At 71.0% G+C, this 24925-nt stretch carries 20 protein-coding genes; 13 read left to right on the forward strand and 7 right to left on the reverse strand.

The features are described 5' to 3' along the window. The first annotated feature begins 93 nt into the window (after positions 1-93). From ACZ7GJ_RS12225 to ACZ7GJ_RS12260, 8 genes are all read left to right on the forward strand, one after another. Complete coding sequence (locus tag ACZ7GJ_RS12225; protein WP_470751162.1) at positions 94-1284, forward strand: sensor histidine kinase; 1191 nt, start codon at positions 94-96, stop codon at positions 1282-1284. A 290-nt stretch (positions 1285-1574) separates the two neighbouring features. After that, entirely contained in the window at positions 1575-2912 is a 1338-nt protein-coding gene (locus ACZ7GJ_RS12230; protein ID WP_470751164.1) for a sensor histidine kinase, read from the forward strand. Positions 2913-3164: 252 nt separating this feature from the next. Beyond that, positions 3165-3824, forward strand: a complete 660-nt coding sequence (locus ACZ7GJ_RS12235; protein WP_453387077.1) for a response regulator transcription factor — start codon at positions 3165-3167, stop codon at positions 3822-3824. Between the two features lie 259 nt (positions 3825-4083). Continuing rightward, the gene (locus ACZ7GJ_RS12240) at positions 4084-6030 is read left to right on the forward strand and encodes a 2-oxoacid:acceptor oxidoreductase subunit alpha (RefSeq protein ID WP_470751166.1); all 1947 of its coding nucleotides are present in this window, start codon (positions 4084-4086) and stop codon (positions 6028-6030) included. Positions 6031-6169: 139 nt separating this feature from the next. Further along, on the forward strand, positions 6170-7171 hold the full coding sequence (locus ACZ7GJ_RS12245; protein ID WP_470751347.1) for a 2-oxoacid:ferredoxin oxidoreductase subunit beta: 1002 nt from the start codon (positions 6170-6172) through the stop codon (positions 7169-7171). Positions 7172-7327: 156 nt separating this feature from the next. After that, positions 7328-8194 (forward strand): SDR family oxidoreductase, encoded by an 867-nt coding sequence (locus ACZ7GJ_RS12250; protein WP_470751168.1) that lies wholly within the window; start codon positions 7328-7330, stop codon positions 8192-8194. A gap of 135 nt (positions 8195-8329) precedes the next feature. Beyond that, on the forward strand, positions 8330-9277 hold the full coding sequence (rarD, locus tag ACZ7GJ_RS12255; protein ID WP_470751170.1) for an EamA family transporter RarD: 948 nt from the start codon (positions 8330-8332) through the stop codon (positions 9275-9277). Positions 9278-9484: 207 nt separating this feature from the next. After that, complete coding sequence (locus ACZ7GJ_RS12260; protein WP_470751171.1) at positions 9485-10801, forward strand: M28 family metallopeptidase; 1317 nt, start codon at positions 9485-9487, stop codon at positions 10799-10801. On the opposite strand, the gene ACZ7GJ_RS12265 is transcribed toward ACZ7GJ_RS12260, so the two are convergent. The 4 genes from ACZ7GJ_RS12265 to ACZ7GJ_RS12280 form a co-directional block, all read right to left on the reverse strand. Then, positions 10798-11214, reverse strand: a complete 417-nt coding sequence (locus tag ACZ7GJ_RS12265; RefSeq protein ID WP_470751173.1) for a hypothetical protein — start codon at positions 11212-11214, stop codon at positions 10798-10800. The genes ACZ7GJ_RS12260 and ACZ7GJ_RS12265 overlap by 4 nt on opposite strands. Next, entirely contained in the window at positions 11211-11414 is a 204-nt protein-coding gene (locus tag ACZ7GJ_RS12270) for a ribbon-helix-helix domain-containing protein (RefSeq protein WP_251055898.1), read from the reverse strand. Before ACZ7GJ_RS12270 ends, ACZ7GJ_RS12265 begins: the two co-directional genes overlap by 4 nt. A 96-nt stretch (positions 11415-11510) precedes the next feature. Continuing rightward, on the reverse strand, positions 11511-12728 hold the full coding sequence (locus ACZ7GJ_RS12275; RefSeq protein WP_470751175.1) for a LolA family protein: 1218 nt from the start codon (positions 12726-12728) through the stop codon (positions 11511-11513). A gap of 237 nt (positions 12729-12965) precedes the next feature. Beyond that, positions 12966-13976 (reverse strand): polyprenyl synthetase family protein, encoded by a 1011-nt coding sequence (locus ACZ7GJ_RS12280; RefSeq protein WP_470751177.1) that lies wholly within the window; start codon positions 13974-13976, stop codon positions 12966-12968. Positions 13977-14166: 190 nt separating this feature from the next. On the opposite strand from ACZ7GJ_RS12280, the gene ACZ7GJ_RS12285 reads away from it, so the two are divergent. Continuing rightward, positions 14167-15684: a peptide MFS transporter gene (locus tag ACZ7GJ_RS12285; RefSeq protein ID WP_470751178.1), complete on the forward strand. Its 1518-nt coding sequence runs from the start codon at positions 14167-14169 to the stop codon at positions 15682-15684. Positions 15685-15706: 22 nt separating this feature from the next. Further along, the gene (locus tag ACZ7GJ_RS12290) at positions 15707-17728 is read left to right on the forward strand and encodes a CocE/NonD family hydrolase (protein WP_470751180.1); all 2022 of its coding nucleotides are present in this window, start codon (positions 15707-15709) and stop codon (positions 17726-17728) included. Positions 17729-17776: 48 nt separating this feature from the next. Here ACZ7GJ_RS12290 and ACZ7GJ_RS12295 read toward each other — a convergent pair whose 3' ends face one another. Then, on the reverse strand, positions 17777-18583 hold the full coding sequence (locus ACZ7GJ_RS12295) for an HAD family hydrolase (protein WP_470751181.1): 807 nt from the start codon (positions 18581-18583) through the stop codon (positions 17777-17779). A 305-nt stretch (positions 18584-18888) separates the two neighbouring features. Between ACZ7GJ_RS12295 and fahA the strand changes: the two genes are divergently transcribed. The 3 genes from fahA (at position 18889) to ACZ7GJ_RS12310 (ending at position 21604) form a co-directional block, all read left to right on the forward strand. Then, positions 18889-20112 carry a fumarylacetoacetase gene (gene fahA / locus ACZ7GJ_RS12300; protein ID WP_470751183.1) on the forward strand — a complete coding sequence of 408 codons (1224 nt, stop codon included), beginning with the start codon at positions 18889-18891 and terminating at the stop codon, positions 20110-20112. A 149-nt stretch (positions 20113-20261) separates the two neighbouring features. After that, positions 20262-20873 carry a hypothetical protein gene (locus ACZ7GJ_RS12305; RefSeq protein WP_470751184.1) on the forward strand — a complete coding sequence of 204 codons (612 nt, stop codon included), beginning with the start codon at positions 20262-20264 and terminating at the stop codon, positions 20871-20873. 110 nt (positions 20874-20983) lie between these two features. After that, positions 20984-21604: a Uma2 family endonuclease gene (locus ACZ7GJ_RS12310; protein WP_470751185.1), complete on the forward strand. Its 621-nt coding sequence runs from the start codon at positions 20984-20986 to the stop codon at positions 21602-21604. Between the two features lie 66 nt (positions 21605-21670). Here ACZ7GJ_RS12310 and nuoN read toward each other — a convergent pair whose 3' ends face one another. Beyond that, complete coding sequence (gene nuoN / locus ACZ7GJ_RS12315; RefSeq protein ID WP_470751349.1) at positions 21671-23317, reverse strand: NADH-quinone oxidoreductase subunit NuoN; 1647 nt, start codon at positions 23315-23317, stop codon at positions 21671-21673. A gap of 5 nt (positions 23318-23322) precedes the next feature. Further along, positions 23323-24924: an NADH-quinone oxidoreductase subunit M gene (locus ACZ7GJ_RS12320; RefSeq protein WP_470751186.1), complete on the reverse strand. Its 1602-nt coding sequence runs from the start codon at positions 24922-24924 to the stop codon at positions 23323-23325. Position 24925 lies beyond the last annotated feature (1 nt).

Consider the following 24925-nt stretch of genomic DNA (forward strand, 5'->3'; position numbering starts at 1 on the left):
GGGCCTGGGCCCCGCAGGGTGGGGTTATCCCCCGTTTACCTCGACCTGACTACCCCATGGCATCGGAGTGGCGTAATTGGCAGGGTGGGGCGCATGACCGCGAGCATTCGAGCCAGTCAGGCCGCCGGAGACGATCGGCCCCCTCCCGTACGCGCCGCCCTGAGTGCCGTGACCTGGAAGGAGATCGCCCATCTCTTGAGCAATCTCCCAGCGACTCTCGTCGGGTTTGTTTACACGATTGCCATGGTGTCGACCGCGGGCGGTCTGTCCGTGACCGCGATCGGTCTTCCGTTGCTCGCATGTGGTCTGTTCACGTCTCGCCAGTTGGGACGCCTCGAACGCGCGCGGGCCCGCGTGCTGCTGGGCGTGCGCGTGGAGGAGCCGACACCGCTTCCCGGCCCGCGGCGGGCCGGCGGGTTCTTCCCCTGGCTGTGGGCGAGCCTCAAGGACCCGGTGGCGTGGCGGACCGTGCTGTACGAGCTGGTGCGGCTGCCGTGGGGGGTGCTGACCTTCACGGTGGCGCTGACCGGGCTGTTCGTGCTGTGGCCGGTACTGCCGTACGTGGCGCGCCTGCTGACCAATGTGGACCGGGCGATGGTACGGGGCCTGCTGTCCCCGTCGGACGAGCTGGAGCGGCGCATCGCCGAGCTGGAGTCCGACCGCGGGGTGGTCGTCGACACGGCGGCCGCTGACCTGCGGCGCATCGAGCGGGACCTGCACGACGGTGCGCAGGCCCGGCTGGTGGCGCTGGCCATGGGGCTGGGCCTGGCCAAGGAGAAGCTGCTGGAGGACCCGGAGGGCGCGGCGGCGATGGTGGACGAGGCGCACGGCGAGGTGAAGTTGGCACTGCAGGAGCTGCGGGATCTCGCGCGGGGCATCCATCCGGCGGTGCTGACCGACCGGGGGCTGGACGCGGCGCTGTCCTCGGTGGCGTCCCGGTGCCTGGTGCCGGTGAAGGTCTCGGTGGACCTGCCGGGCCGCCCGGCGGAGGCGATCGAGGGCATCGCGTACTTCGTGGTGTCGGAGCTGCTGCAGAACGTGAGCAAGCACGCCGGGGCGCGGATGGCGTCGGTGGAGGTGTGGCGGTCGGGACCGCGGCTGCTGATCCGGGTGTCGGACGACGGGCGGGGCGGGGCGAACACATCGGCCGGGACCGGGTTGGCGGGGCTGGGGGAACGGCTCGACTCCGTCGACGGGGTGTTCCTGGTGGATTCCCCGGAGGGGGTCGGGACCACGGTCACGGCCGAGCTGCCGTGGCGGGACCGGGTCCCCGTGCGGGGCTAGGGAGTGTCGGCGAACGGGACCCCCGTCCAGGGTCGGGCGGGGGTCCCGCCGTGTGCCCGGGGTCGGGCGGGGATACCGCCGTGTGCCCGGGGTCGGGCGGGCGGGGCCCTGCGGGGCTGTCCCCCACCCGCCCTTCCACCGTTCCCCGGGCTCCGCCCGGACCCGTAGGACCTGGGGCTCCGCCCCAGACCCCGCGCGTTGCAGGGGGTGGGGTTAACCCCCCGGGCAAGAGGCCGACGCGCCGCATGGTTCCGGGGTGGGCGCGGGCGGCAGGGTGGAGGGGTAAAGGGATGACGGAAGGGCGGGTCGGGACCATGGTCGGCAGCGAGCGCACGGGCAGTGGCATCGGCAGGGCACTGCGGGCCCCGGTCGAGGGGCGGGCCTGGCGGGAGTTCGGGTACGTGCTGCTCGGGCTGCCGCTCAGCACGCTCTACTTCGCCCTCGCGATCACCGGCATCAGCCTCGGCGCCGGACTGCTCGTCACCTTCCTCGGGGTGCCGGTCCTCGCCGGGGTCCTCGCCATGTGCCGGGGGTTCGGGCGGCTGGAGCGGGCACGGGCGCGCGGTCTGCTGCGGGCCGACATCGCCGAGCCGGCGCCCATCCGGGCGCAGAAGGACGGGGCGCTCGCCGCGATGGGGGCGCTGCTCAAGAGCGGGAGCGCCTGGCGGCACGCGCTGTACTCCGTGATCCACTTCCCGTGGGCGGTGTTCAGCTTCTGCCTGGCGCTGGTGTTCTGGACGTACGGGTGGGCCTTCCTCCTGTACCCCCTCTGGTTCTGGGTCTTCCCCGGCTTCACGGACCAGCCCGGGCTCCAGGTCTTCCAGAACGACGACTACTCGTACTTCCTGGACTCGCCCCTCGACATCACGCTGACCTGCCTCCTCGGGCTCGCGCTGACGCTCGCCACCCCCTGGGTGGTCCGGGCGCTCACCACCGTCGACCGGGTCCTGATCGCCGGGCTGCTGGGGCCGTCCCGGCTCGCCCACCGCGTCAGCGAGCTGGAGAGCGACCGGGGCGTCGTCGTCGACACCGCCGCCGCCGACCTGCGGCGCATCGAGCGGGACCTGCACGACGGGGCGCAGGCCCGGCTGGTGGCGCTGGCCATGGATCTGGGGCTGGCCAAGGAGAAGCTGGCCGAGGACCCGCGGGCGGCCGCGCAGATGGTCGACGAGGCGCACGGCGAGGTGAAGATCGCCCTGCAGGAGCTGCGCGACCTGGCCCGCGGGATCCACCCGGCCGTACTGACCGACCGGGGGCTGGACGCGGCGCTGTCCTCGGTGGCCTCGCGGTGCGCCGTTCCGGTACGGGTGGCCGTGGACCTGCCCGGCCGGCCCGCGGCGGCGATCGAGGGGATCGCGTACTTCACGGTCTCCGAGCTGCTCCAGAACGTCAGCAAGCACGCCCGGGCCCGTACCGCGAGCGTCGACGTGTGGAAGTCGGGCGACCGGCTGCTGATCCAGGTCGCCGACGACGGCCGGGGCGGGGCCGGCGCCGCCGGCGGCAGCGGGGCCGGCAGCGGCCTGGCCGGGCTCGCCGAGCGGCTCGACGCCGTGGACGGGGTGTTCGTCGTGGACTCCCCCGTCGGCGGGGGGACCACCGTCACCGCCGAGCTGCCCTGGCGCCCGTAGCCGAGCGTCTGCCGGACACGGCCGTTCGGCCCGCGCGCCGCGTGGGCCGAACGGCCGTGTCCGGCACGGTCCGAGGCCCTGACTTCCGGCCGCCGGTGCCCGGCGCGCCACGCCGGGCACCCGGAAACACCGCCCGTACGCCCACTCGTTGATCCGGCTCCGCCTTGATCCGGCCTTGAGGCTGGGATGCTTGGCTGAGTCAGGAACACGGGCACGAGCGAATGCGGGAGCTGCAAAGTCGTGGAAGACAGGGTGCGGGTGGTCATCGCCGAGGATTCAGTGCTGCTGCGTGAGGGCCTGACCCGGCTGCTGACCGACCGGGGGCATGACGTCGTGGCGGGCGTCGGGGACGCGGAAGCCCTGATCAAGACGGTGGCGGATCTGGCGGCGGAGGATGCGCTGCCGGACGTGGTGGTGGCGGATGTACGGATGCCGCCGACGCACACCGATGAAGGCGTACGGGCCGCGGTGCGGCTGCGGCGCGACTACCCCGGGATAGGGGTGCTCGTGCTGTCGCAGTACGTGGAGGAGCAGTACGCCACCGAACTGCTGGCCGGTTCCAGCACCGGGGTGGGGTACCTGCTCAAGGACCGGGTGGCCGAGGTGCGGGAGTTCCTGGATGCGGTCGTCCGCGTGGCCCGGGGCGGTACCGCCCTGGACCCCGAGGTCGTCGCCCAGCTCCTGGGCCGCAGCCGCAAGCAGGACGTGCTGGCGGGGCTGACCCCCCGGGAGCGCGAGGTGCTCGGACTGATGGCCGAGGGCCGGACCAATTCGGCGGTGGCCAAGCAGCTGGTGGTCAGCGACGGGGCGGTGGAGAAGCACGTCAGCAACATCTTCATGAAGCTCGGCCTCTCGCCGAGTGACGGGGATCACCGGCGCGTGCTGGCCGTCCTCACCTACCTAAGGTCTTGATCGACTGACACTCTGTCAGGTATGGCCGGATGCAGCCCCTGCGTCGGCACCCGTACCGGCACCCCTGCCGGTACCTGTGCCGCACAGGGAACTGCGTCCGGCCGGCACCTGGGCTCGGAATATTTTGCGCACGGCACGACATCTCTCGGACAGACCGTCTCAGAGGACGGTCCAGAACACGAGCGCCCCAGGGAAGGAAAACCTTCCGACGTAGGGTTGGCCTTGGGAGCGGCTCACGCCTCGAAGGAGGTCCAGTTCAGTGACCAGCCAGGTCAGTAGCCCAGCCGAGCAATCCGACGGGGCCGAAGGGGCCGTGGTCGGCGAGCAGCGGACGCCCCCGGGCCCGGGAGGCGGCAAGGAAGTGCGCCGCCTCGACCGAGTGATCATCCGCTTCGCGGGTGACTCCGGTGACGGCATGCAGCTCACCGGTGACCGCTTCACCTCGGAAACGGCATCGTTCGGCAACGACCTCTCGACGCTCCCGAACTTCCCCGCCGAGATCCGGGCGCCCGCCGGCACCCTGCCGGGCGTCTCCTCCTTCCAGCTGCACTTCGCCGACCACGACATCCTGACGCCGGGCGACGCCCCGAACGTCCTGGTGGCCATGAACCCGGCGGCGCTCAAGGCGAACATCGGGGACGTGCCGCGCGGCGCGGAGATCATCATCAATACCGATGAGTTCACCAAGCGCCCGATGGCCAAGGTCGGCTACGAGACCTCGCCGCTGGAGGACGGCTCCCTGGCGGCGTACAACATCCACCCGGTGCCGCTGACCACGCTCACCGTGGAGGCGCTGAAGGACTTCGGGCTCCCCCGCAAGGAGGCCGAGCGCAGCAAGAACATGTTCGCCCTGGGGCTCCTGTCCTGGATGTACCACCGCCCCACCGAGGGCACCGAGAGCTTCCTGCGGCAGAAGTTCGCGAAGAAGCCCGAGATCGCCGAGGCGAACGTCGCCGCCTTCCGGGCCGGCTGGAACTTCGGCGAGACCACCGAGGACTTCGCCGTCTCCTACGAGGTGGCCCCGGCCACCCGCGCCTTCCCGACCGGCACCTACCGCAACATCTCCGGGAACCTGGCCCTCTCGTACGGCCTGATCGCGGCGGGCCTCCAGGCCGACCTGCCGGTCTACCTGGGCTCGTACCCGATCACCCCGGCCTCGGACATCCTGCACGAGCTGAGCAAGCACAAGAACTTCGGCGTACGGACCTTCCAGGCCGAGGACGAGATCGCCGGCATCGGCGCGGCGCTGGGCGCGGCCTTCGGCGGCGCGCTCGGCGTGACCACCACCTCCGGGCCCGGCGTGGCGCTGAAGTCCGAGACGATCGGGCTGGCGGTCTCCCTGGAGCTGCCGCTGCTCATCGTGGACATCCAGCGCGGCGGGCCCTCCACCGGCCTGCCGACCAAGACCGAGCAGGCCGACCTGCTCCAGGCGATGTACGGGCGCAACGGCGAGGCCCCGGTCCCGGTCGTGGCCCCGCGGACCCCGGCGGACTGCTTCGACGCCGCGCTCGATGCGGCCCGGATCGCGCTGACCTACCGGACCCCGGTGTTCCTGCTCTCCGACGGGTACCTCGCCAACGGCTCCGAGCCCTGGCGGATCCCGGACGTCGCGGACCTCCCGGACCTCAAGGTGCAGTTCGCCACCGCCATGAACCACGAGCTCGCGGACGGCACCGAGGTCTTCTGGCCGTTCAAGCGCGACCCGCAGACCCTGGCCCGCCCCTGGGCGGTCCCGGGCACCCCGGGTCTGGAGCACCGCATCGGCGGCATCGAGAAGCAGGACGGCACGGGCAACATCTCCTACGACCCGGCCAACCACGACTTCATGGTCCGCACCCGCCAGGCCAAGATCGACGGCATCGAGGTGCCCGACGTGGAGGTGGACGACCCGGACCACGCCCGGACCCTCGTGCTGGGCTGGGGCTCGACGTACGGCCCGATCACGGCCGCCGTACGCCGGCTGCGCATCGCCGGCGTGCCGATCGCACAGGCCCACCTGCGCCACCTGAACCCCTTCCCGAGGAATCTCGGCGAGGTCCTGAAGCGTTACGACAAGGTAGTGGTGCCGGAGATGAACCTCGGGCAGCTGGCCACCCTGATCCGGGCGAAGTACCTGGTCGACGCGCAGTCGTACAACCAGGTCAACGGAATGCCGTTCAAGGCCGAACAGCTCGCCACGGTCCTCAAGGAGGCCACCAATGACTGACCTGTCCGAGGCGACCAGGCCCGAGGCGGACCTGTCCGGGCCGGCGCTGACCGAGGCCCTGCCGGACGTGGCCGCAGCCGGGGCGGACCCCGAGCCGACGCTGCTGTCGCTCGTACCGAAGGCCGCGGCCAAGCAGTCGATGAAGGACTTCAAGTCCGACCAGGAGGTCCGCTGGTGCCCGGGCTGCGGCGACTACGCCGTGCTCGCCGCCGTGCAGGGCTTCATGCCCGAGCTGGGGCTGGCGAAGGAGAACATCGTCTTCGTCTCCGGAATCGGCTGCTCCTCGCGTTTCCCGTACTACATGAACACGTACGGGATGCACTCGATCCACGGGCGCGCCCCGGCCATCGCCACCGGCCTGGCCACCTCGCGGCGCGACCTGTCGGTCTGGGTCGTCACCGGTGACGGCGACGCGCTCTCCATCGGCGGGAACCACCTGATCCACGCCCTGCGGCGGAACGTCAACCTCAAGATCCTGCTGTTCAACAACCGGATCTACGGTCTGACCAAGGGGCAGTACTCCCCCACCTCCGAGGTCGGCAAGATCACCAAGTCGACCCCGATGGGCTCGCTCGACGCGCCCTTCAACCCGGTCTCGCTGGCGCTCGGCGCCGAGGCCTCCTTCGTGGCCCGCACGGTCGACTCGGACCGCAAGCACCTCACCGAGGTGCTGCGGCAGGCGGCCGACCACCAGGGCACGGCGCTGGTGGAGATCTACCAGAACTGCAACATCTTCAACGACGGGGCCTTCGAGGTCCTGAAGGACCACGAGCAGGCGCAGGAGGCGGTGATCCGGCTGGAGCACGGGCAGCCGATCCGCTTCGGCGTGGACGGCGCCAAGGGGGTCGTGCGCGACCCGGTGACCGGGGAGCTGGAGGTCGTGGTGGTCACCCCGGAGAACGAGTCGCGGATCCTGGTCCACGACGCCGGCTCGGCCGGCCCGACCACGGCGTTCGCGCTGTCCCGGCTGGCCGACCCCGACACGCTGCACCACACCCCCATCGGGGTGTTCCGCAGTGTCGAGCGGCCGGTCTACGACACGCTCATGGCCGAGCAGCTGGAGAAGGCCGTGGACCGCAGCGGCAAGGGCGACCTCAGCACCCTGCTGAGCGGCAACGACACCTGGACCGTCGTCGGCTGAACCGGTGCGCGCGCAGCCGTCCGGGGCCCGGATCTCCCAGGAGATCCGGGCCCCGGCGCATTTCCCGGGGCTATCGCGACGCATACATGGCGCCATGCACTTTCTAAAAGTTAGCGCTTACCGTAAGGTGGTGACATCCGACCAAGGAGAGCAATCATGAGCATCGTCGTCACCGGAGCCACCGGAGCCCTCGGCCGCCTCGTCGTCGAGGAGCTGCTGGAGCGCGTCCCCGCCGACCGCGTCGCCGTCGTCGTACGCAGCGCCGACAAGGCCGCCGACCTCGCCGAGCGCGGCGTCGAGCTCCGGATCGCGGACTACAACGACCCCGCGAGCCTGACCGGCGCCTTCCGGGCCGGCGACCGGGTGCTGCTGATCTCCGGGAACGAGATCGGCCGCCGCGTCGCCCAGCACACCGCCGTGATCGAGGCCGCGGTCGCCGCCGGGGTGGCGCAGCTCGCGTACACGGGGATCCTGGGCGGCCCCGAGGCCGACTTCGAGCTGGCGGCGGAGCACCGGGCCACCGAGCGGGCGATCCTCGACTCCGGGCTCCCGTACACCTTCCTGCGCAACGGCTGGTACCACGAGAACTACACCCGCGACCTGGCGGGCGTCCTGGAGCACGGCGCCGTCCTGGGCAGCGCGGGCGAGGGTCGGGTCGCCTCGGCGGCGCGCGCCGACTACGCGGCTGCCGCGGCCGTGGCCCTGACCGGCGAGGGCCACCTGAACCGGGCCTACGAGCTCTCCGGGGACACCGCCTGGAGCCTGGCGGAGTACGCGGCCGAGGTCGCGAAGCAGTCCGGCAAGGAGGTCGCGTACACCGAGCTCCCCGCGCAGGCGCACCTGGAGGTCCTGACCGGCGCCGGGGTCCCGGAGGCCTTCGCGGCGATCTTCGTGGACGTGGACGCGGCGATCGGCCGCGGCCGGCTGGGCTCCACCAGCGGCGACCTGGCCCGGCTGATCGGGCGGCCCACGACCCCCGTGGCGCAGGCGATCACCACCGCCCTCGCGCCCCTCACGGCGTAGCAATCGATCACACGGTCAGGCCGGTTCCAGCCCGGATCCACTCGATGTCATGAGTATCTCGTAACAACAGTCATGACATCCGGCCCGTACGGCGCTACCGTCGTCAGGTTGGCTCAAAGTCGTAGTGGAGGCCCCGTGAAGGCGGATAACGAGCAGCGCACGGGTTTGCTCTACGGATTGGGCGCGTACGGGATCTGGGGGCTGGTCCCCCTGTTCTGGCCGCTGCTCAAGCCCTCCGGGGCCGTCGAGATCCTCGCCCACCGCATGGTGTGGTCCCTGGCCGCCGTCGGCCTGGCACTGCTCGCCCTGCGCCGCTGGGCCTGGATGGCCGAATTGCTGCGCCGGCCGCGCAAGCTCGCGCTCACGGCGCTGGCCGCCGCGCTGATCTCGGTCAACTGGGGCATCTACATCTGGGCCGTCAACAACGGCGCCGTCGTCGAAGCGAGCCTCGGCTACTTCATCACCCCCCTGGTCAGCATCGGGCTCGGCGTGCTGGTGCTCGGCGAGCGGCTGCGCCGCGTCCAGTGGGCGGCGGCCGGCATCGGCGTCGCCGCCGTCCTGGTGCTCGCCATCGGCTACGGGCGCCCGCCGTGGATCTCCCTGGTCCTGGCCTCGACCTTCGCGCTGTACGGGCTGCTCAAGAAGAAGATCAACCTCGGCGGGCTGGAGTCCCTGACCGCCGAGACGGTGCTGCTGTTCCTGCCCGCCCTCGGCTATCTGCTGTGGCTGGCCGCGCGCGGCGAGTCCACCTTCGCCGCCGAGGGCACCGGGCACTCCCTGCTGCTCGCCTCGACCGGGCTGGTCACCGCCGTCCCGCTGGTGCTCTTCGGGGCGGCCGCGATCCGGGTCCCGCTGTCCACACTGGGGATGCTCCAGTACATGGCCCCGATGTTCCAGTTCGTGCTCGGCGTCGTGTACTTCCACGAGGCCATGCCGCCCGCCCGCTGGGCCGGCTTCTCGCTGGTCTGGGCGGCCCTCGCGATCCTCACCTGGGAGGCCCTGCGCACCGCCCGGCGGACCCGGGCCGTACGGCTCGAAGCGGCGCCCGCCGCGTCGGTGGCGCCGGCCCGCGAGCCCGCGTAACGCCGCACCCGCCACACACACGATCCCCGCTACGCAACACAGGTAGCGGGGATCGTCCGTTTTTCGAACTCCCCTGACCGAATTATGGTCTTGACGGACAGTCATACTCTCGTTGAACATCAGGCTCGCACTGACGCACCCATGCTCACCTGCCGTATCCCCGCACGTTCCGTTCACATCCCCAGTACGGAATCACGGAGCCCCCACATGAGCCTGTCCGTCTCCCGGCGCCTCACTGCCGTGGCCGCACTCGCGGTCGCCGGCCTGTTCGCCGCGTCCTCTCCCGCCGCCCTCGCCGCCCCTACGGCGGTCACCGCGGCCCCGACACCGCCCGACATCCCGGTCGCCAACGTCAAGGCGCACCTGTCGCAGCTCTCGACCATCGCCGCCAACAACGGCGGCAACCGCGCCCACGGCAGGGCCGGCTACAAGGCCTCGATCGACTACGTGAAGGCCAAGCTGGACGCCGCCGGGTTCACGACCACCCTGCAGACCTTCACCTCCAGCGGCGCCACCGGCTACAACCTGATCGCCGACTGGCCGGGCGGCGACCCCAACTCGATCCTGATGGCCGGCTCGCACCTGGACTCGGTGACCTCGGGCGCCGGGATCAACGACAACGGCTCCGGTTCCGCGGCCGTCCTGGAGACCGCCCTCGCCGTCTCCCGCGCGGGCCTGCAGCCCACCAAGCACCTGCGCTTCGGCTGGTGGGGCGCGGAGGAGCTGGGCCTGGTCGGGTCGAAGTACTACGTCAACAACCTGCCGGCGGCCGAGCGAGCGAAGTTCGCCGGCTACCTGAACTTCGACATGATCGGCTCGCCGAACCCGGGCTACTTCGTCTACGACGACGACCCGACCATCGAGCAGACCTTCAAGAACTACTACGCGGGCATCGGCGTACCGACCGAGATCGAGACCGAGGGCGACGGCCGCTCCGACCACGCCTCCTTCAAGAACGTGGGCATACCCGTCGGCGGCCTCTTCACCGGCGCCAGCAACACGAAGTCGGCGGCCCAGGCGCAGAAGTGGGGCGGCACCTCCGGTCAGGCCTTCGACCGCTGCTACCACTCGTCCTGCGACAACACGGCGAACATCAACGACGTCGCCCTGGACCGGAACTCCGACGCCGTCGCCTACGCGATCTGGAACCTCGGGGCGGCCACCCCGGTCCCGCCGGGCCCGTCCTTCGAGAACACGGCGGACGTGAGCATCCCGGACTCCCCGGCCGCCGCGGTGAACTCGCCGATCACGGCCTCGGGCGTCACGGGCAACGCCCCGGCCACCACCAAGGTCGACGTGAACATCGTCCACACCTACCGCGGTGACCTGGTGGTCGACCTGGTCGCCCCGGACGGCACCGTCTACAACCTGCACAACCGCTCCGGCGGCAGCGCCGACAACCTCGTGCAGTCGTACACCGTCAACGCCTCCAGCGAGGTCGCGAACGGGGTCTGGAACCTCCGGGTCAAGGACGTGGCGGCCCAGGACGTCGGCTACATCAACAGCTGGAAGATCACCTTCTAGCCGGACGAAGCGGGCGAGGCGGGTGAGGTGTGCTGCGGGTCCTGTATGCGGGCCCGCAGCTCCTCCGCGACCGCCGCGACATCGGCCCGCCCCAGCTTCGCCGCCTCCACCAGATCGCCCAGCTCCTCCGGCGTGGGGAGCTGTTTCGCACCGGCGACGCGCAGGTACGAGCGGGTCGCGGCGGCCGCGTAGAACTCGTTCATCGGCGATTCCAGCGCCGGGCACACCGCGAGGGTGTGCAAAAACGCGGCGGCCCGCCACGCGGTGTCCGGGGCGGGCTGTTCGGGCACCAGGACGAGGTCGTTCTGGTGCCGGGCGACCGCGGCGGCCACCCCGGAGGGGTCCCACACGGCTGGATCCGACGGGAGATGGTGGGCCAGAGCGGTCCAGGCCCACTCCATGGTGATCTTCAATTCCCGAACCGCTCCTGGAAGTAGCCCCAGTGGTCGGCGAACTCCTCGATGCCGGACAGGAAGTTCTTCCGGTCGTCGTCGAGTTCGCGTTCCGTGACTTCGGTGATCAGCGCGGTGACCGTCGTCCCCAGCGCCGCCGCACGCGCCTTCAGGCGTTCGTGGAACTCTTCGTCCAGGCGGATGGTGACGTGTCTCGACATGCCATTCACCGTACAGCGGGGCCGCTGTACACAGGGCGGCAACGGCAGAAGGGTGGGCAGGGACACAGTCCCCGCCCACCCTTCGCCGCCTGCGCGTTACTTGTTGGCGTCGGCCGCCTTCACCAGCGCGTCCTTGGTCACCGCGCCGACGTAGACCTTGCCGTCGTCCGTGATCAGGGCGTTGACCACGCGGGTCTTGAAGACCCGGCCCTCGCCGAACTTCCCGGAGACCTTGTCCCCGAGGGCGTCGAGGAACTGCTTGGCCTCCTTCGGGGCGTTCTTGTCGTTCTCAAGCTGCTTGAGGTTGTTGCCCGCCCCGGTCTCGATCCGCGCGATGCTCGCCCAGCCCTCGCCGAGCACCTTCACCTCGCCCTTGCCGTCCGCCGCCCCGCCCATCAGGCCGTCCAGGCCCGGGATCGCCTCCAGGCCCTTCAGGCCCTTGCCGTGCTCGGCGCCGTCCTTGGCGCCCTCGCTCACCTTGGCGCCCTTGGGCGGGGTGAAGGCGAAGGTGTCCGCGGCGGGCTTCTCGAAGTCCACCTTCGTGAAGCCGGCGTCCACGATCGGCTTGCCGCCCTCGGTGGACAGCAGCTGCACGCGCAGCGGCACGCCGTTCTTCGCGTCGACGGCGATCTTGACCGAGGCGATGGTGGAGCCGGCCGCCTTCGGCTTCAGCACGAGCTGGTAGGCGTCGCGCCCGGCCACCTGGGCGGTGTCGCCGACGCTGATGTCCGTGGTGGGGCCGGCGGCCTTCAGGACCTCCTGGGCGATCTCCTGGGGGGAGGTGGCGAGCCGGTCGGCCGTCTTGTGGTCCTTGCCGTCCTTGCCGGCTTCCTTGCCGTCCTTGCCGGCGCCGGGGTTCTTCTCGTGGAAGACCTCGTTCGACTTGGAGTCGTATCCCCAGACGTCGTCGCCGTTGTGGATGAGGCTGTACTCGTCCTTGCCGTCCAGGAAGGTGAGCTTCTGGCGGTCCGGACCGTCGGCGGCCACCCGGAAGGTGTGCGTGCCGCTCGCCAGCTGCGCGACCTTCTCCTCCGGGTTCGCCGAGCCGCCCGTGACGCCCCCGCCGCCGAGCAGGCCGGTCGCCAGCGTCGGCAGGCCCAGGTCGGTGCTGATCTTGGCGCTGCCGGAGAGCTGCTGCACCTCCGAGGCGGCCACCTTCTCGATGAGCTGCTGGGCCGTCACCGCCGGCAGGTCCGGGCCCGAGGAGTTCGCGAAGGCGGGAACCATCGCGATGGCCCCTGCGGCCACTCCGAACACCGCGACCGGTACGGCGTACCGTGCGGCCTTGCGGGAAGTCTTCGCGTTCGCTGCCATGTCAGTGCCCTGCCCTCTGTGTCCACGGTGACGACCCCGGTGTCGCCACACTCACTCGATCCGGTGGGGGTTTGATGACTCCATCTGACCAAATCGGGGACTTCGGGGCGTCACTCCCCGGCATCAACTGCGCGTACGACCGTGGGATGACATGGGAAGGGCCCTTCTCCCCCGACCCGTAGGGGTCGATGGGGCGGAAGGGCCCGTTCCGCTGCCGAAACCGCAGCAGGGGTCGTACTAGCCGGCGCGGTGCACCACCGCGTCGCACAGCTCCTCCAGAGCCGACTTCGCGAAGCACTCCGGCAGCGGTGCCAGCGTGGCCCGCGCGTCCTCCGCGTACCGGACGGTGTCCCTGCGGGCCTGCTCCAGCGCGGGGTGGACGCGCAGCCGGGACAGCGCCTCGGCGTGCCGGACGTCGTCCGTCAGGTCCCCGTCCAGGAGCCGTACGAGGTCCAGGTCCTCGGCCCTGCCCTCGCGCGCGGCCATCTCGCGCAGCCGCAGCACGGGCAGCGTCGGGATGCCCTCGCGCAGGTCGGTGCCGGGGGTCTTGCCGGACTCGTGCGAGTCGGAGGCGATGTCGAGGACGTCGTCGGCCAGTTGGAAGGCGGTGCCGAGCCGCTCGCCGTACTGGGTCAGGATGTCGACGACGGCCTCGTCTGCGCCGGACATCAGCGCGCCGAACCGGCCGGAGACGGCGATCAGCGAGCCGGTCTTGCCGGCGATGACGTCGAGGTAGTGCGCGACCGGGTCGCGGCCGTCGCGGGGACCGGCCGTCTCCAGGATCTGGCCCGTCACCAGCCGCTCGAAGGCCTCGGCCTGGATGCGGACGGCCTCGGGCCCGAGGTCCGCAAGGATGTGCGAGGCACGGGCGAACAGGAAGTCACCCGTCAGGACGGCCACCGAGTTGCCCCAGCGGGCGTTGGCGCTCTCCACGCCCCGGCGCACGTCCGCCTCGTCCATGACGTCGTCGTGGTAGAGCGTCGCCAGGTGGGTGAGTTCCACGACGACTGCGGAGGGCACGATTCCGGGCGCATAGGGGTCGCCGAATCGGGAGGCGAGCATCACGAGCAGCGGCCGAAACCGCTTGCCGCCGGCTTTCACCAGGTGCTGTGCGGCCTCGGTGATGAAGGGGACTTCGCTCTTGGTGGCTTCCAGCAGACCCGCCTCGACGGCGGCCAGTCCGGCCTGGACATCGGTTTCAAGAGCCTGGTCCCGCACGCTCAGTCCGAACGGCCCGACGACGGTCACGAGGGGTACTCCTGTCTGCTGACGATCACGCTGACGATCACATGGATTGTCGATGTGTCGCTGCCATCACTCAAGCCAGCGTATCCGGTCTGTTTTCGATCACCCAGAGCGCCTGCCCGCTCGCATCAGACGCGCTGACCGATCCGCACCGGTATGTTCTTGAGGAGCCGAAACAACCGGAGAATACGTTTTGTCCAGAATTGCGACCGATATAGAGGAACCCGGGGACCCCGAGGCGGACCAACCGCCGCCCCGCGACGACCACGCCTTCCTCGGGCACCCCCGGGGCCTCGCCACCCTGTCCGGGCTGGAGGTCTGGGAGCGCTTCTCGTTCCTGGGCATGCAGGCCATCCTCGTCCTCTACTTCGCGGACACGGTGGCCAACGGCGGCCTGGGGATGAACCCGGGCACCGCGGCCTCCGTCTCGGCGGCCTACGGGACCATGGTCTACCTCGTCTCCGTCGCCGGCGGGTGGCTCGCCGACCGGATCCTCGGCTCGTACCGCGCCGTCCTGTGGGGCGGCATCCTGATCGCCTGCGGACACTACGCCATGGCCGTGCCGACCGCCGCCATGACCTGGGCGGGCCTCGGCCTGATCAGCGCGGGCACCGGCCTGCTCAAGCCGAACGTGGCCAGCATGGTCGGCAAGCTGTACCGGACGGACGACGAGCGGCGCGACGCCGGCTTCGCGCTCTACTACATGGGCATCAACATCGGCGCCTTCGCCGGACCGCTGATCACCGGCTGGCTCGGCGAGCACCAGGGCTGGCACTGGGGCTTCTCCGCCGCCGCCATCGGCATGACCGCGGGCCTGGTCCAGTACGTCCTCGGCCGCCGCCACCTGGCCGGACGCAAGCACTCGGCCGAGTTCGCGCTCGCACCCGAGGCGATGCGCTCCGCCGTCCGGAAGATCGTCGGCGGGCTCCTCGCCGTCGCCGCGCTCGCCACCGTGCTGGCCGGCCTGGGCTGGCTGACGATGGGCCGGTTCGTGGACCTGCTCACCCTGATCTCGGTGATCGCCCCGGTCGTCTACTTCGCGGTCATGTTCCGCAGCCCCCGGGTGAGCGCCGAGGAGCGCGGGCGGCTGCGCCCGTACGCCGTCCTGTTCCTGGCCTCGGTCGCCTTCAACTTCATCCTCTTCCAGGCGTACTCGACGATGATGCTGCTCGCGTCGACGAACGCCGAGACGAGCATCCTGGGCTTCCACTTCCCGGCGAGCTGGTACGCCTCCGCGCTCGGCGCGTTCGAGGTGGCGCTCGCCCCGGTCGTGGCCGCGCTCTGGGTCCGGATGGGCCGCCGCCAGCCGCACGCCTCGAACAAGATCGCCATCGGTGTGGTCCTCGGCGGGCTGTCCTTCCTGCTGATGATCGTCCCGACCTCGGGCCACGGCGGCGACACCTACAAGATGGCCGCCTGGTGGATCATCGGCTCCTACCTGCTGCTCGGGCTCGGCGACATCCTGCTGGAGACCTCCGGCATGTCGGCCACCACGAAGCTCGCCCCGAAGGCCTTCAGCAGCCAGACCATGGCCCTGTGGTTCCTGTCGCTGGCGCTGGCCAACGGCATCCAGGCCCAGGTCGTCAAGCTCTACGGCGAGGTCTCCAACCCCGTCTACTTCGGCGTCAACGGCGGCATCGCGATCGCGGTGGGCATGGCCGTGATCGCCCTCGCGCCGTGGCTGCGGCGCACGATGCACCCCGTCCACTGAGGCGATTGGCGGCCCGACCCTGATGATCATCCGCACCGAGTTCCCGTACGAGACCACCCGTGAGGATGTCCGGATCCCGCTCCCCGACGGAGTGGAGCTGTACGCCCGGATCTGGCGCCCGGTGACGGACGAGCCCGTTCCGGCGCTGCTGGAGTACCTCCCGTACCGGCTCACCGACTGGACCGCGCCGCGCGACTGGCAGCGCCACCCCTGGTACGCGGGGCACGGCTACGCCTCCGTACGCGTCGACGTGCGCGGCCACGGATGCAGCGGGGGGCTCCCGGGCGACGAGTACGACGCCCGGGAACTCGCCGACGGGGTGGCCGTCGTGGAGTGGCTGGCGGCGCAGCCCTGGTGCACGGGGTCGGTGGGGATGTTCGGGATCTCCTGGGGCGGCTTCAACTCCCTGCAGATCGCCGCGCTGGCCCCCGAACCGCTCAAGGCCGTGGTCACCGTCTGTTCGACGGACGACCGGTACGACAACGACGTGCACTACATGGGCGGCTCCGTGCTGGCCGTCGACATGCACGCGTGGGCGGCGACGATGCTGGCCTTCGCCTCGCGCCCGCCGGACCCGCTGTTCGTCGGCGACGGCTGGCGGGAGCAGTGGCTGGAGCGGCTGGAATCGCTCGAACCCCTGATCCACACCTGGCTCTCGCACCAGACGCGGGACGACTACTGGCGCCACGGCAGCGTCTGCGAGGACTACGCGGCGATCGGCGCGGCGGTCCTGGCGGTGGGCGGCTGGCACGACCCGTACCGGGACACCGTGCTGCGGCTCGCCGAGCACCTGCCGGCCGGGCGGGTGCGCGGGCTGATCGGGCCGTGGTCGCACCAGTACCCGGACCGCGGGCTGCCGCCGGGCCCGGCCATCGGCTTCCTCCAGGAGACGCTGCGCTGGTGGGACCACTGGCTGAAGGGCGCCGACAACGGGGTGATGGACGAGCCGCTGCTCCGCTCCTGGATCAGCGAGTCCCACCCGCCGGCGACGGTGTACCCGGAGCTCGCGGGCCGCTGGGTGGGCGACACGGCGTGGCCGTCCCCGGCCGTGGGGACCGTCTCGTACGCGCTCCAGGGCGCGCCGGTGGTCGTGGCCTCCCCGCAGCACACGGGGCTGGACGCGGGCCGGTTCTTCCCCTTCGGCAATGACGCGGACCTGCCGCCGGACCAGCGGGAGGAGGACGCGAAGTCGGCGTGCTTCGAGTTCCCCGTCGCGGAGGGGCCGGACGCGGCGCCGGTGGAGATCCTCGGGCGGCCGCGGGTGACCGTACGGATCCGGCTCGACGTCCCGTACGGGCAGGTGGTGGCCCGGCTGTGCGACGTGGCCCCGGACGGCTCCTCCACACTGGTCACGCGGGGCGCGCTGAACCTGTCCGCCCGGCAGGGGCGGGACAAGGCGGTGCCGTGGCGGACGGGCGCGTTCGAGGACGTGGCCTTCGAGCTCAACGGCATCGGCCACGCCTTCGCGCCGGGGCACCGGATCCGACTCGCCCTCTCCTCCGCGTACTGGCCGTGGATCTGGCCGCGGGCCGGGTCCGAGGCGGGCTGGACCCTGGAGCCCGCGGGCAGCGCGCTGGAACTCCCGGTGCGGGACGCGGCCTCGGCCGGGGCGTACGGGGAGGAGATCCTCTTCGAGGCGCCGGAGCAGGCGCAGCCGCTGGGGGTGGTCTTCCCGGCCACGCTGGACGAGCCGCGGCCCGAGCGGCTGGTCGTACGGGACGTCGCGCGCGGGACCTGGCGCATGGAGGTCGACCCGCGGTACGGGGGCACGCGGGTGTACCCGGACGGGCTGGAGTTCGGCGAGGACGCCCTGGAGGTCTACGAGATCCAGGAGGCCGACCCGCTGTCGGCCCGGACCCGCTCGGACTGGCGGATCCGGCTCCACCGGCCGGAACTGGGCTGGGACGCGCGCGTGGAGACCCGCTCGGAGATCCGTTGCGACGAGGGCGGCTTCCTCACGTCGAACGAGGTGGTGTGCCGGGAGGGCGACGAGGTCGTCTTCCACCGCTCGTGGGAGCGGCGCCTGCCGCGCGCGGCGGGCTGAGCGGGCCCGGGCGCGGGCGCGGGCGCGGGCGCGGCAGGCACCCGCGCCCTACGCGAACAGCCGCTCCAGGACCACCGCGATGCCGTCGGCCTCGTTCGACAGCGTCAGCTCGTCCGCCACCTCGACCAGCTCGCGGTGCGCGTTGGCCATGGCCACACCGTGCGCGGCCCACGCGAACATCGGGATGTCGTTCGGCATGTCGCCGAAGGCGATGGTCGACGCGGCGGCCACCCCCAGGACCTGCGCGGCCCGCGCCAGCCCGCTGGCCTTGTCGATGCCCGGGGGCTGGAGTTCCACCGTGTGCTCCCCCGCCATCGTGACGTTCACGAGGTCGCCGACGACCGACCGGGCGACCCGGGTCAGTTCGTCGTCGTCCAGTTCGGGGTGCTGGAGCAGGACCTTGTTGATCGGCGCCGCCCACAGGTCGGCCCGCCGCCGCACGCGCACCGTCGGCAGGTGCGGATGCGGCATCCGGTAGCCCGGCCCTATGAGCATCTCGGCGTCCACGCCCTCCTGGTTGACCGCCGCGTAGAGCTCGCCGATCTCCGCCTCGATCTTCCCCAGCGCCACTTCCGCGAGCTCGCGGTCCAGGGAGACGGAGTGCAGCATGCGCCCGCGCGCCGTGTCGTACACCTGCGCGCCCTGTCCGCACACCGCGAGCCCGGTGTAGCCGAGGCCGTCCAGGACGTGCCGGACCTGTGGAACGGGGCGGCCGGTGACGATGATGTGCAGGGCGCCCGCCGCGCGGGCTGTCGCGAGAGCCGTGTGGGAGCGGGCCGAGACGGTGTCCCCGGCGCGCAGCAGAGTCCCGTCCAGGTCAGTGGCGATCAAGTCATAGGGGAGGGCGGAAGTCACGGCGCCAAGGATACGGACCCTCTTGGACAAGTCCTATGAATATGGCGTTAATCCGGCCTCCCACATGCCCCACCAACCACTTGACGCACTCCTGGATCCGAGGTCGACCATATGACCCCGCCCTGCCGGCACATGCCAAAAGATCAGATATGACCGGAACTGGGCACATCTGGCCGCTCGCGACCTCCCGAGTGTGTTCATCTCCGCCCGGGGCCCCGCGCTTTCACACCGGAACCTGGGTAGCGTGTGCCGCACTGTGTCTTCCGGGCCACCCCCGGACCGCATCGAAAGCGAGGCCGCACCCCATGCCCCAGCAGAGCCCCCTCGATGTACCCGAGGGCGACCCGTTCGGGCCGCACAACCTCCCGTACGGCGTCTTCTCCACCTCCCAGGACGCCCGCCGCCGGATCGGCGTGCGGATCGGCGGACACGTGCTCGACGCCGGTGCGACCGCGGCCGCGCTCGGTTCCCCGTACGCCGCACTGCTCGGCCACGGCTCCCTCAACCCGCTGCTCGCCGCCGGCCGCACCGCCTGGCGCGACGTGCGCCGCGCGCTGACCGCCTGGGTCACCGACCCCGGCCACCGGCCCGCCGTGGAGCCGCACCTGCTGCCGCTGGACGAGGTCGAGCTGCACCTGCCGTACGAGGTCGCCGACTACGTCGACTTCTACGCGAGCGAGAACCACGCCACCAACGTCGGCCGGATGTTCCGGCCCGACGGCGACGCGCTGACGCCCAACTGGAAGCACCTGCCGATCGGTTACCACGGCCGCGCGGGCACCATCGTGGTCTCGGGGACCGACGTCGTACGCCCCAGCGGGCAGCGCAAGGCCCCGACCGACCCGGCGCCCGTCTTCGGCCCGTCGGTCAAGCTCGACATCGAGGCCGAGGTCGGCTTCGTCGTCGGCGCCCCCTCCGAGCTGGGCAGCCCGGTGGCGCTGGGCGACTTCGAGGACCACGTCTTCGGCCTGTTCCTGCTCAACGACTGGTCCGCGCGCGACATCCAGGCCTGGGAGTACGTCCCGCTCGGCCCCTTCCTCGGCAAGTCCTTCGCCACCTCCGTCTCCGCCTGGGTCACCCCGCTGGAGGCCCTGGACGCCGCCCGGGTCGCCCCGCCCGCCCGCGACTTCCCGCTGCTGCCGTACCTGGACGACGCGGACGCCGACCGCCCCGGCGGCTTCGACCTGCACATCACCGTCTCCATCAACGGGCAGGAGGTGGCCCGGCCGCCGTTCGCCACGATGTACTGGACCGCCGCCCAGCAGCTCGCGCACATGACCGTCAACGGCGCCTCCCTGCGCACCGGCGACGTCTACGGCTCCGGCACCGTGAGCGGCCCGGACGTCGACCAGCGCGGCTCGCTGCTGGAGCTCACCTGGAACGGCCGCGACGCCATCGAGCTCACCGACGGCAAGCGCACCTTCCTGGAGGACGGCGACACCGTCACCCTCACCGCCTGGGCCCCGGGCGCGGGCGGCACCCGCATCGGCCTCGGCGAGGTCACCGGGCGCATCGTGGGATCGCGGTAGTCGCACCCCTGGTTCGGAGGGCCGGCGGATGTTCCCGCCGGCCCGCCGCGGCGGCCCTACGCCGTTCGGAGGCACGCCGCGTGCACGCGGTCCGGCGCCCCTGGATGGTGGACGAAAGGCCCGCGCACCGCCGAACCCCAGGAGCCCCCGTGCCCGCACGCCCCCTGAAGGCCGTCCTGACCTGCGCCGCCGCCGTGTCCCTCGGCCTGGCCGCCGTGGCGCCCGCGCACGGGGTCGACGGCCCCGCGCCCGACCCGAAGGACGCCCGGGCCATGCGGGACATGGCGACGGCGATCCGGGTGACGGCCAAGTACGTGGACGAGCGGGAGGCGCTCAAGGACGGGTACGTCCCGCACGGCGAGGAGTGCATGACCAACCCGTTCGGGGTCGGCACCATGGGCTACCACTACGTCAAGGACGCCAACTGGGGTTCGAAGGATCCCGCCAGGCCGACCGCACTCCTCTACAGCACCGCCAAGGACCGCCACGGCCGCCGCAAGCTCCAGACCGTGGAGTGGATGTCCACCGACCGGGACCAGGACCTGAAGACCACCGACGACCGGCCGAGCATGTTCGGGCTGCCCTTCGACGGACCCATGCCCGGCCACTGGGCCGGCATGCCCAAGCACTACGACCTCCACATGTGGGCGTACGAGAAGAACCCGGCCGGCCGCTTCCACAACTGGAACCCGAACCCGGCCCTGGCCTGCCCGAAGAAGACTCCTGCCACCGCCGCCACCGGGCACGCACACGGCCACTAGCCGGAACGTCAAGTGCTGAACGCATATGACTCACCCGTAAGGGCGGCGCTTCGTGAATCCCGGGCGATACGCTGAACGGACTCGCGAGACTCTGCCCCATGGGAGCACTGATGAGCGTCGAATCCGCAGCGCCACAGCCTGATCCGGAGCCGGGGCCCCGCTGGCCGATCCCGCCGGCGGGCGGCTGGACCGCGGATGACCTGGACACGCTTCCGAATCTGCCTCCGCACACGGAGCTGATCGACGGGAGCCTGATTTTCGTGAGTCCGCAGACCAAATTCCACCTGCGTGCCGTGCGGTTCTTCGAACGGCAGCTGGAGTCCCTGGTGCCGGACGGACTCGAAGTGCTACGAGAATTCACCATCGACATCGACCGTCAGAACCGGCCGGAGCCGGACGTGATCGTCGTACCCGAGGAGGACGACGAGGATCCGCATCAGACCCGGCTTCCGGCAGCATCCGTGCGACTCGCGATCGAAGTCGTGTCCCCGGAATCCGTCGCCCGCGACCGCGAGGCCAAGCCCCTCAAGTACTCCCGCGCCGGAATCCCGCATTTCTGGCGAGTGGAGCACAAGGACGGCCGAGCCGTGGTCTACGTCTTCGAGCTCGAACCAGCCACTCGGAAGTACGTGGCCACCGGAATCTTCCACGACCGCCTCAAAGTCTCCGTCCCCTTCCCCATCGATCTCGACCTCACCGAGATCATGCCGAAGCCACGACGCGCCGAGTAGTCCCGCACACGGCACAGGGCCCGGCCCCCCGAAGGGGGCCGGGCCCTGTGCCGTACGGCGAACCGGTCAGCGGACGAAGGTGCTCGCCTGCCCCGCCAGGTCCAGGAAGTACTGCGGGGCCACGCCCAGGACCAGGGTGACCGCGACGCCGACGGCGATCGTGGTCATCGTCAGCGGCGAGGGCACCGCCACCGTCGGGCCGTCCGCCTTCGGCTCGCTGAAGAACATCAGCACGATGACCCGGATGTAGAAGAACGCGGCGATGGCGGACGAGATGACACCGACCACGACCAGCGCCCCCGCGCCGCCCTCCGCCGCCGCCTTGAAGACGGCGAACTTGCCGGCGAAGCCGGACGTCAGCGGAATGCCGGCGAAGGCCAGCAGGAACACCGCGAAGACCGCCGCCGTCAGCGGCGACCGCCGCCCCAGGCCCGCCCACTTGGACAGGTGCGTCGCCTCGCCGCCCGCGTCGCGCACCAGCGTGACCACCGCGAAGGCGCCGATCGTCACGAAGGAGTACGCGCCCAGGTAGAAGAGGACCGACTTGACGCCCTCCGCCGAGGTCGCGATCACACCGGCCAGGATGAAGCCCGCGTGCGCGATCGAGGAGTAGGCCAGCAGCCGCTTCACATCGGTCTGGGTCACGGCGATCACCGCGCCGGCCAGCATCGTGACGATGGCCACGCCCCACATCACCGGCCGCCAGTCCCACCGCAGGCCCGGCAGGACCACGTACAGCAGCCGCAGCAGCGCGCCGAAGGCGGCCACCTTCGTCGCCGCGGCCATGAAGCCGGTGATGGGGGTCGGGGCGCCCTGGTAGACGTCCGGGGTCCACATGTGGAAGGGGACCGCGCCGACCTTGAAGAGCAGGCCCATCAGCAGCAGGGCGCCGCCGATCAGCAGCAGCGCGTCGTTGCCCATGGTGTCCGCGAGCGCCGGGTCGATCTTCGCGACGCTGCCGTCCACCACGTCCGCGATGACCGCGTACGAGACCGAGCCCGCGTACCCGTAGATCAGCGCGATGCCGAAGAGGAGGAAGGCGGAGGAGAAGGCGCCGAGCAGGAAGTACTTGACCGCGGCCTCCTGCGACATCAGCCGCTGGCGGCGGGCGAGGGCGCAGAGCAGGTACAGCGGGAGGGAGAAGACCTCCAGGGCCACGAACAGCGTCAGCAGGTCGTTGGCCGCCGGGAAGATCAGCATGCCGGAGATCGCGAACATCGCCAGCGGGAAGACCTCGGTGGTGGTGAAGCCGGCCTTCACGGCCGCCTTCTCGCTCTCACTGCCCGGTACGGACGCCGCCTGCGCGGCGAAGGAGTCGACCCGGTTGCCGTGGGCGGCCGGGTCCAGCCGCCGCTCGGCGAAGGTGAGGACCGCGACGACCGAAGCCAGCAGGACGGTGCCCTGCAGGAACAGCGCCGGGCCGTCCACGGCCACGGCCCCCATGGCCGCGATGTGCGCCTTGGTGCTCCCGTACCCGCCGGCGGCGAGTCCGACGACCGCCGCGAAGGCCGAGGCCAGCGCGGCGACGGCGAGGAACACCTGGACGTAGTAGCGGGACTTGCGCGGTACGAAGGCCTCCACGAGGACTCCGACGATCGCCGCGCCCAGCACGATCAGTGTGGGCGAGAGCTGCGCGTACTCGATGTGCGGGGCCGGGATCTTGTCGATCGGCTCCGCGGCCGCCAGTGTCAGCAGGCTCTGGGCAGCAGTCACAGTGCTCACTTCGCCGCCTCCCCCTTCTTGGCGTGCTCGGCCTCGACAGCCACGTCGGGCTTCGGGTCCGTCTGCTTCACATCCGACATGGTGTGCTTCACCGCCGGGTTGACGATGTCGGTGAGCACCTTCGGGTAGACGCCGAGCCCGATCAGCAGGGCGATCAGCGGGGCGACCACCAGCACCTCCCGCAGGCGCAGGTCCGGCATCGTGCGGACCTCCTCCTTCACGGGTCCGGTCATGGTGCGCTGGTAGAGCACCAGCGTGTAGAGCGCGGCCAGCACGATGCCGAAGGTGGCGATGATGCCGACCACCGGGTAGCGGGCGTACGTGCCGACCAGGACCAGGAACTCACTGACGAACGGTGCCAGGCCCGGCAGCGACAGGGTGGCGAGACCGCCGATCAGGAAGGTGCCGGCCAGGACCGGCGCCACCTTCTGCACGCCGCCGTAGTCGGCGATGAGCCGCGAGCCGCGCCGCGAGATCAGGAAGCCGGCCACCAGCATCAGCGCGGCCGTCGAGAGCCCGTGGTTGACCATGTATAGCGTCGCGCCCGACTGGCCCTGGGAGGTCATCGCGAAGATGCCCAGGATGATGAAGCCGAAGTGCGAGATCGAGGCGTACGCCACCAGCCGCTTGATGTCGCGCTGCCCGACCGCGAGCAGCGCGCCGTAGACGATGCTGATCAGGGCCAGGACGAGGATGACCGGCGTGGCCCACTTGCTGGCCTCCGGGAAGAGCCCGAGGCAGAAGCGGAGCATCGCGAAGGTGCCGACCTTGTCGACGACCGCGGTGATCAGTACGGCCACGGGGGCGGTGGCCTCGCCCATCGCGTTCGGCAGCCATGTGTGCAGCGGCCACAGCGGGGCCTTCACCGCGAAGGCGAAGAAGAAGCCGAGGAACAGCAGCCGTTCGGTGTTGGTCGCCATGTCGAGCGTGCCCGCGGCGCGGGCGGCGGCGATCTCCTGGAGCGAGAAGTTCCCGGCGACCACGTACAGCCCGATGACGGCGGCCAGCATGATCAGGCCGCCGACCAGGTTGTAGAGGAGGAACTTGACGGCCGCGTACGAGCGCTGCGCGGCCGCGTTCTCGTCGGACCCGGAGTGTGCCCGGTCTCCGAAGCCGCCGATGAGGAAGTACATCGGGATGAGCATGGCTTCGAAGAAGATGTAGAAGAGGAAGACGTCGGTGGCCTCGAAGGAGATCACCACCATCGCCTCGACCAGCAGGATCAGGGCGAAGAAGCCCTGGGTCGGCCGCCAGCGGGAGGACGCCGTCTCCAGCGGGTCGGCGTCGTGCCAGCCGGCCGCGATGACGAAGGGGATCAGCAGCGCGGTGAGCGCGATGAGCGCCACCCCGATGCCGTCGACGCCCAGTTCGTAGCGGACGCCGAAGTCGGCGATCCAGGCGTGCGACTCGGTGAGCTGGTAGCGGTCGCCACCGGGCTCGAAGCGGACCGCGACGAGCACGGCCAGGGCCAGTGTCGCCAGCGAGAAGAGCAGCGCGAGCCACTTGGCCGCGGTCCGTCGGGCGGCCGGTACGGCCGCCGTCAGGATCGCGCCGACCGCGGGGACCGCGGCCGTCACCGTCAGAAGCGGGAAACTCATT

The organism is Streptomyces sp. NPDC037242, assembly GCF_055604165.1.

Excerpts from the sequence above, each read along its gene's own strand:
- ACZ7GJ_RS12230 (WP_470751164.1), top strand. The coding sequence starts at position 1,575 with ATGACGGAAGGGCGGGTCGGGACCATGGTCGGCAGCGAGCGCACGGGC.
- ACZ7GJ_RS12290 (WP_470751180.1), top strand. The coding sequence starts at position 15,707 with ATGATCATCCGCACCGAGTTCCCGTACGAGACCACCCGTGAGGATGTC.
- ACZ7GJ_RS12310 (WP_470751185.1), top strand. The coding sequence starts at position 20,984 with ATGAGCGTCGAATCCGCAGCGCCACAGCCTGATCCGGAGCCGGGGCCC.
- ACZ7GJ_RS12270 (WP_251055898.1), bottom strand. The coding sequence starts at position 11,414 with ATGTCGAGACACGTCACCATCCGCCTGGACGAAGAGTTCCACGAACGC.
- fahA (WP_470751183.1), top strand. The coding sequence starts at position 18,889 with ATGCCCCAGCAGAGCCCCCTCGATGTACCCGAGGGCGACCCGTTCGGG.
- ACZ7GJ_RS12225 (WP_470751162.1), top strand. The coding sequence starts at position 94 with ATGACCGCGAGCATTCGAGCCAGTCAGGCCGCCGGAGACGATCGGCCC.
- ACZ7GJ_RS12275 (WP_470751175.1), bottom strand. The coding sequence starts at position 12,728 with ATGGCAGCGAACGCGAAGACTTCCCGCAAGGCCGCACGGTACGCCGTA.
- ACZ7GJ_RS12320 (WP_470751186.1), bottom strand. The coding sequence starts at position 24,924 with ATGAGTTTCCCGCTTCTGACGGTGACGGCCGCGGTCCCCGCGGTCGGC.
- ACZ7GJ_RS12250 (WP_470751168.1), top strand. The coding sequence starts at position 7,328 with ATGAGCATCGTCGTCACCGGAGCCACCGGAGCCCTCGGCCGCCTCGTC.
- ACZ7GJ_RS12245 (WP_470751347.1), top strand. The coding sequence starts at position 6,170 with ATGAAGGACTTCAAGTCCGACCAGGAGGTCCGCTGGTGCCCGGGCTGC.
- ACZ7GJ_RS12260 (WP_470751171.1), top strand. The coding sequence starts at position 9,485 with ATGAGCCTGTCCGTCTCCCGGCGCCTCACTGCCGTGGCCGCACTCGCG.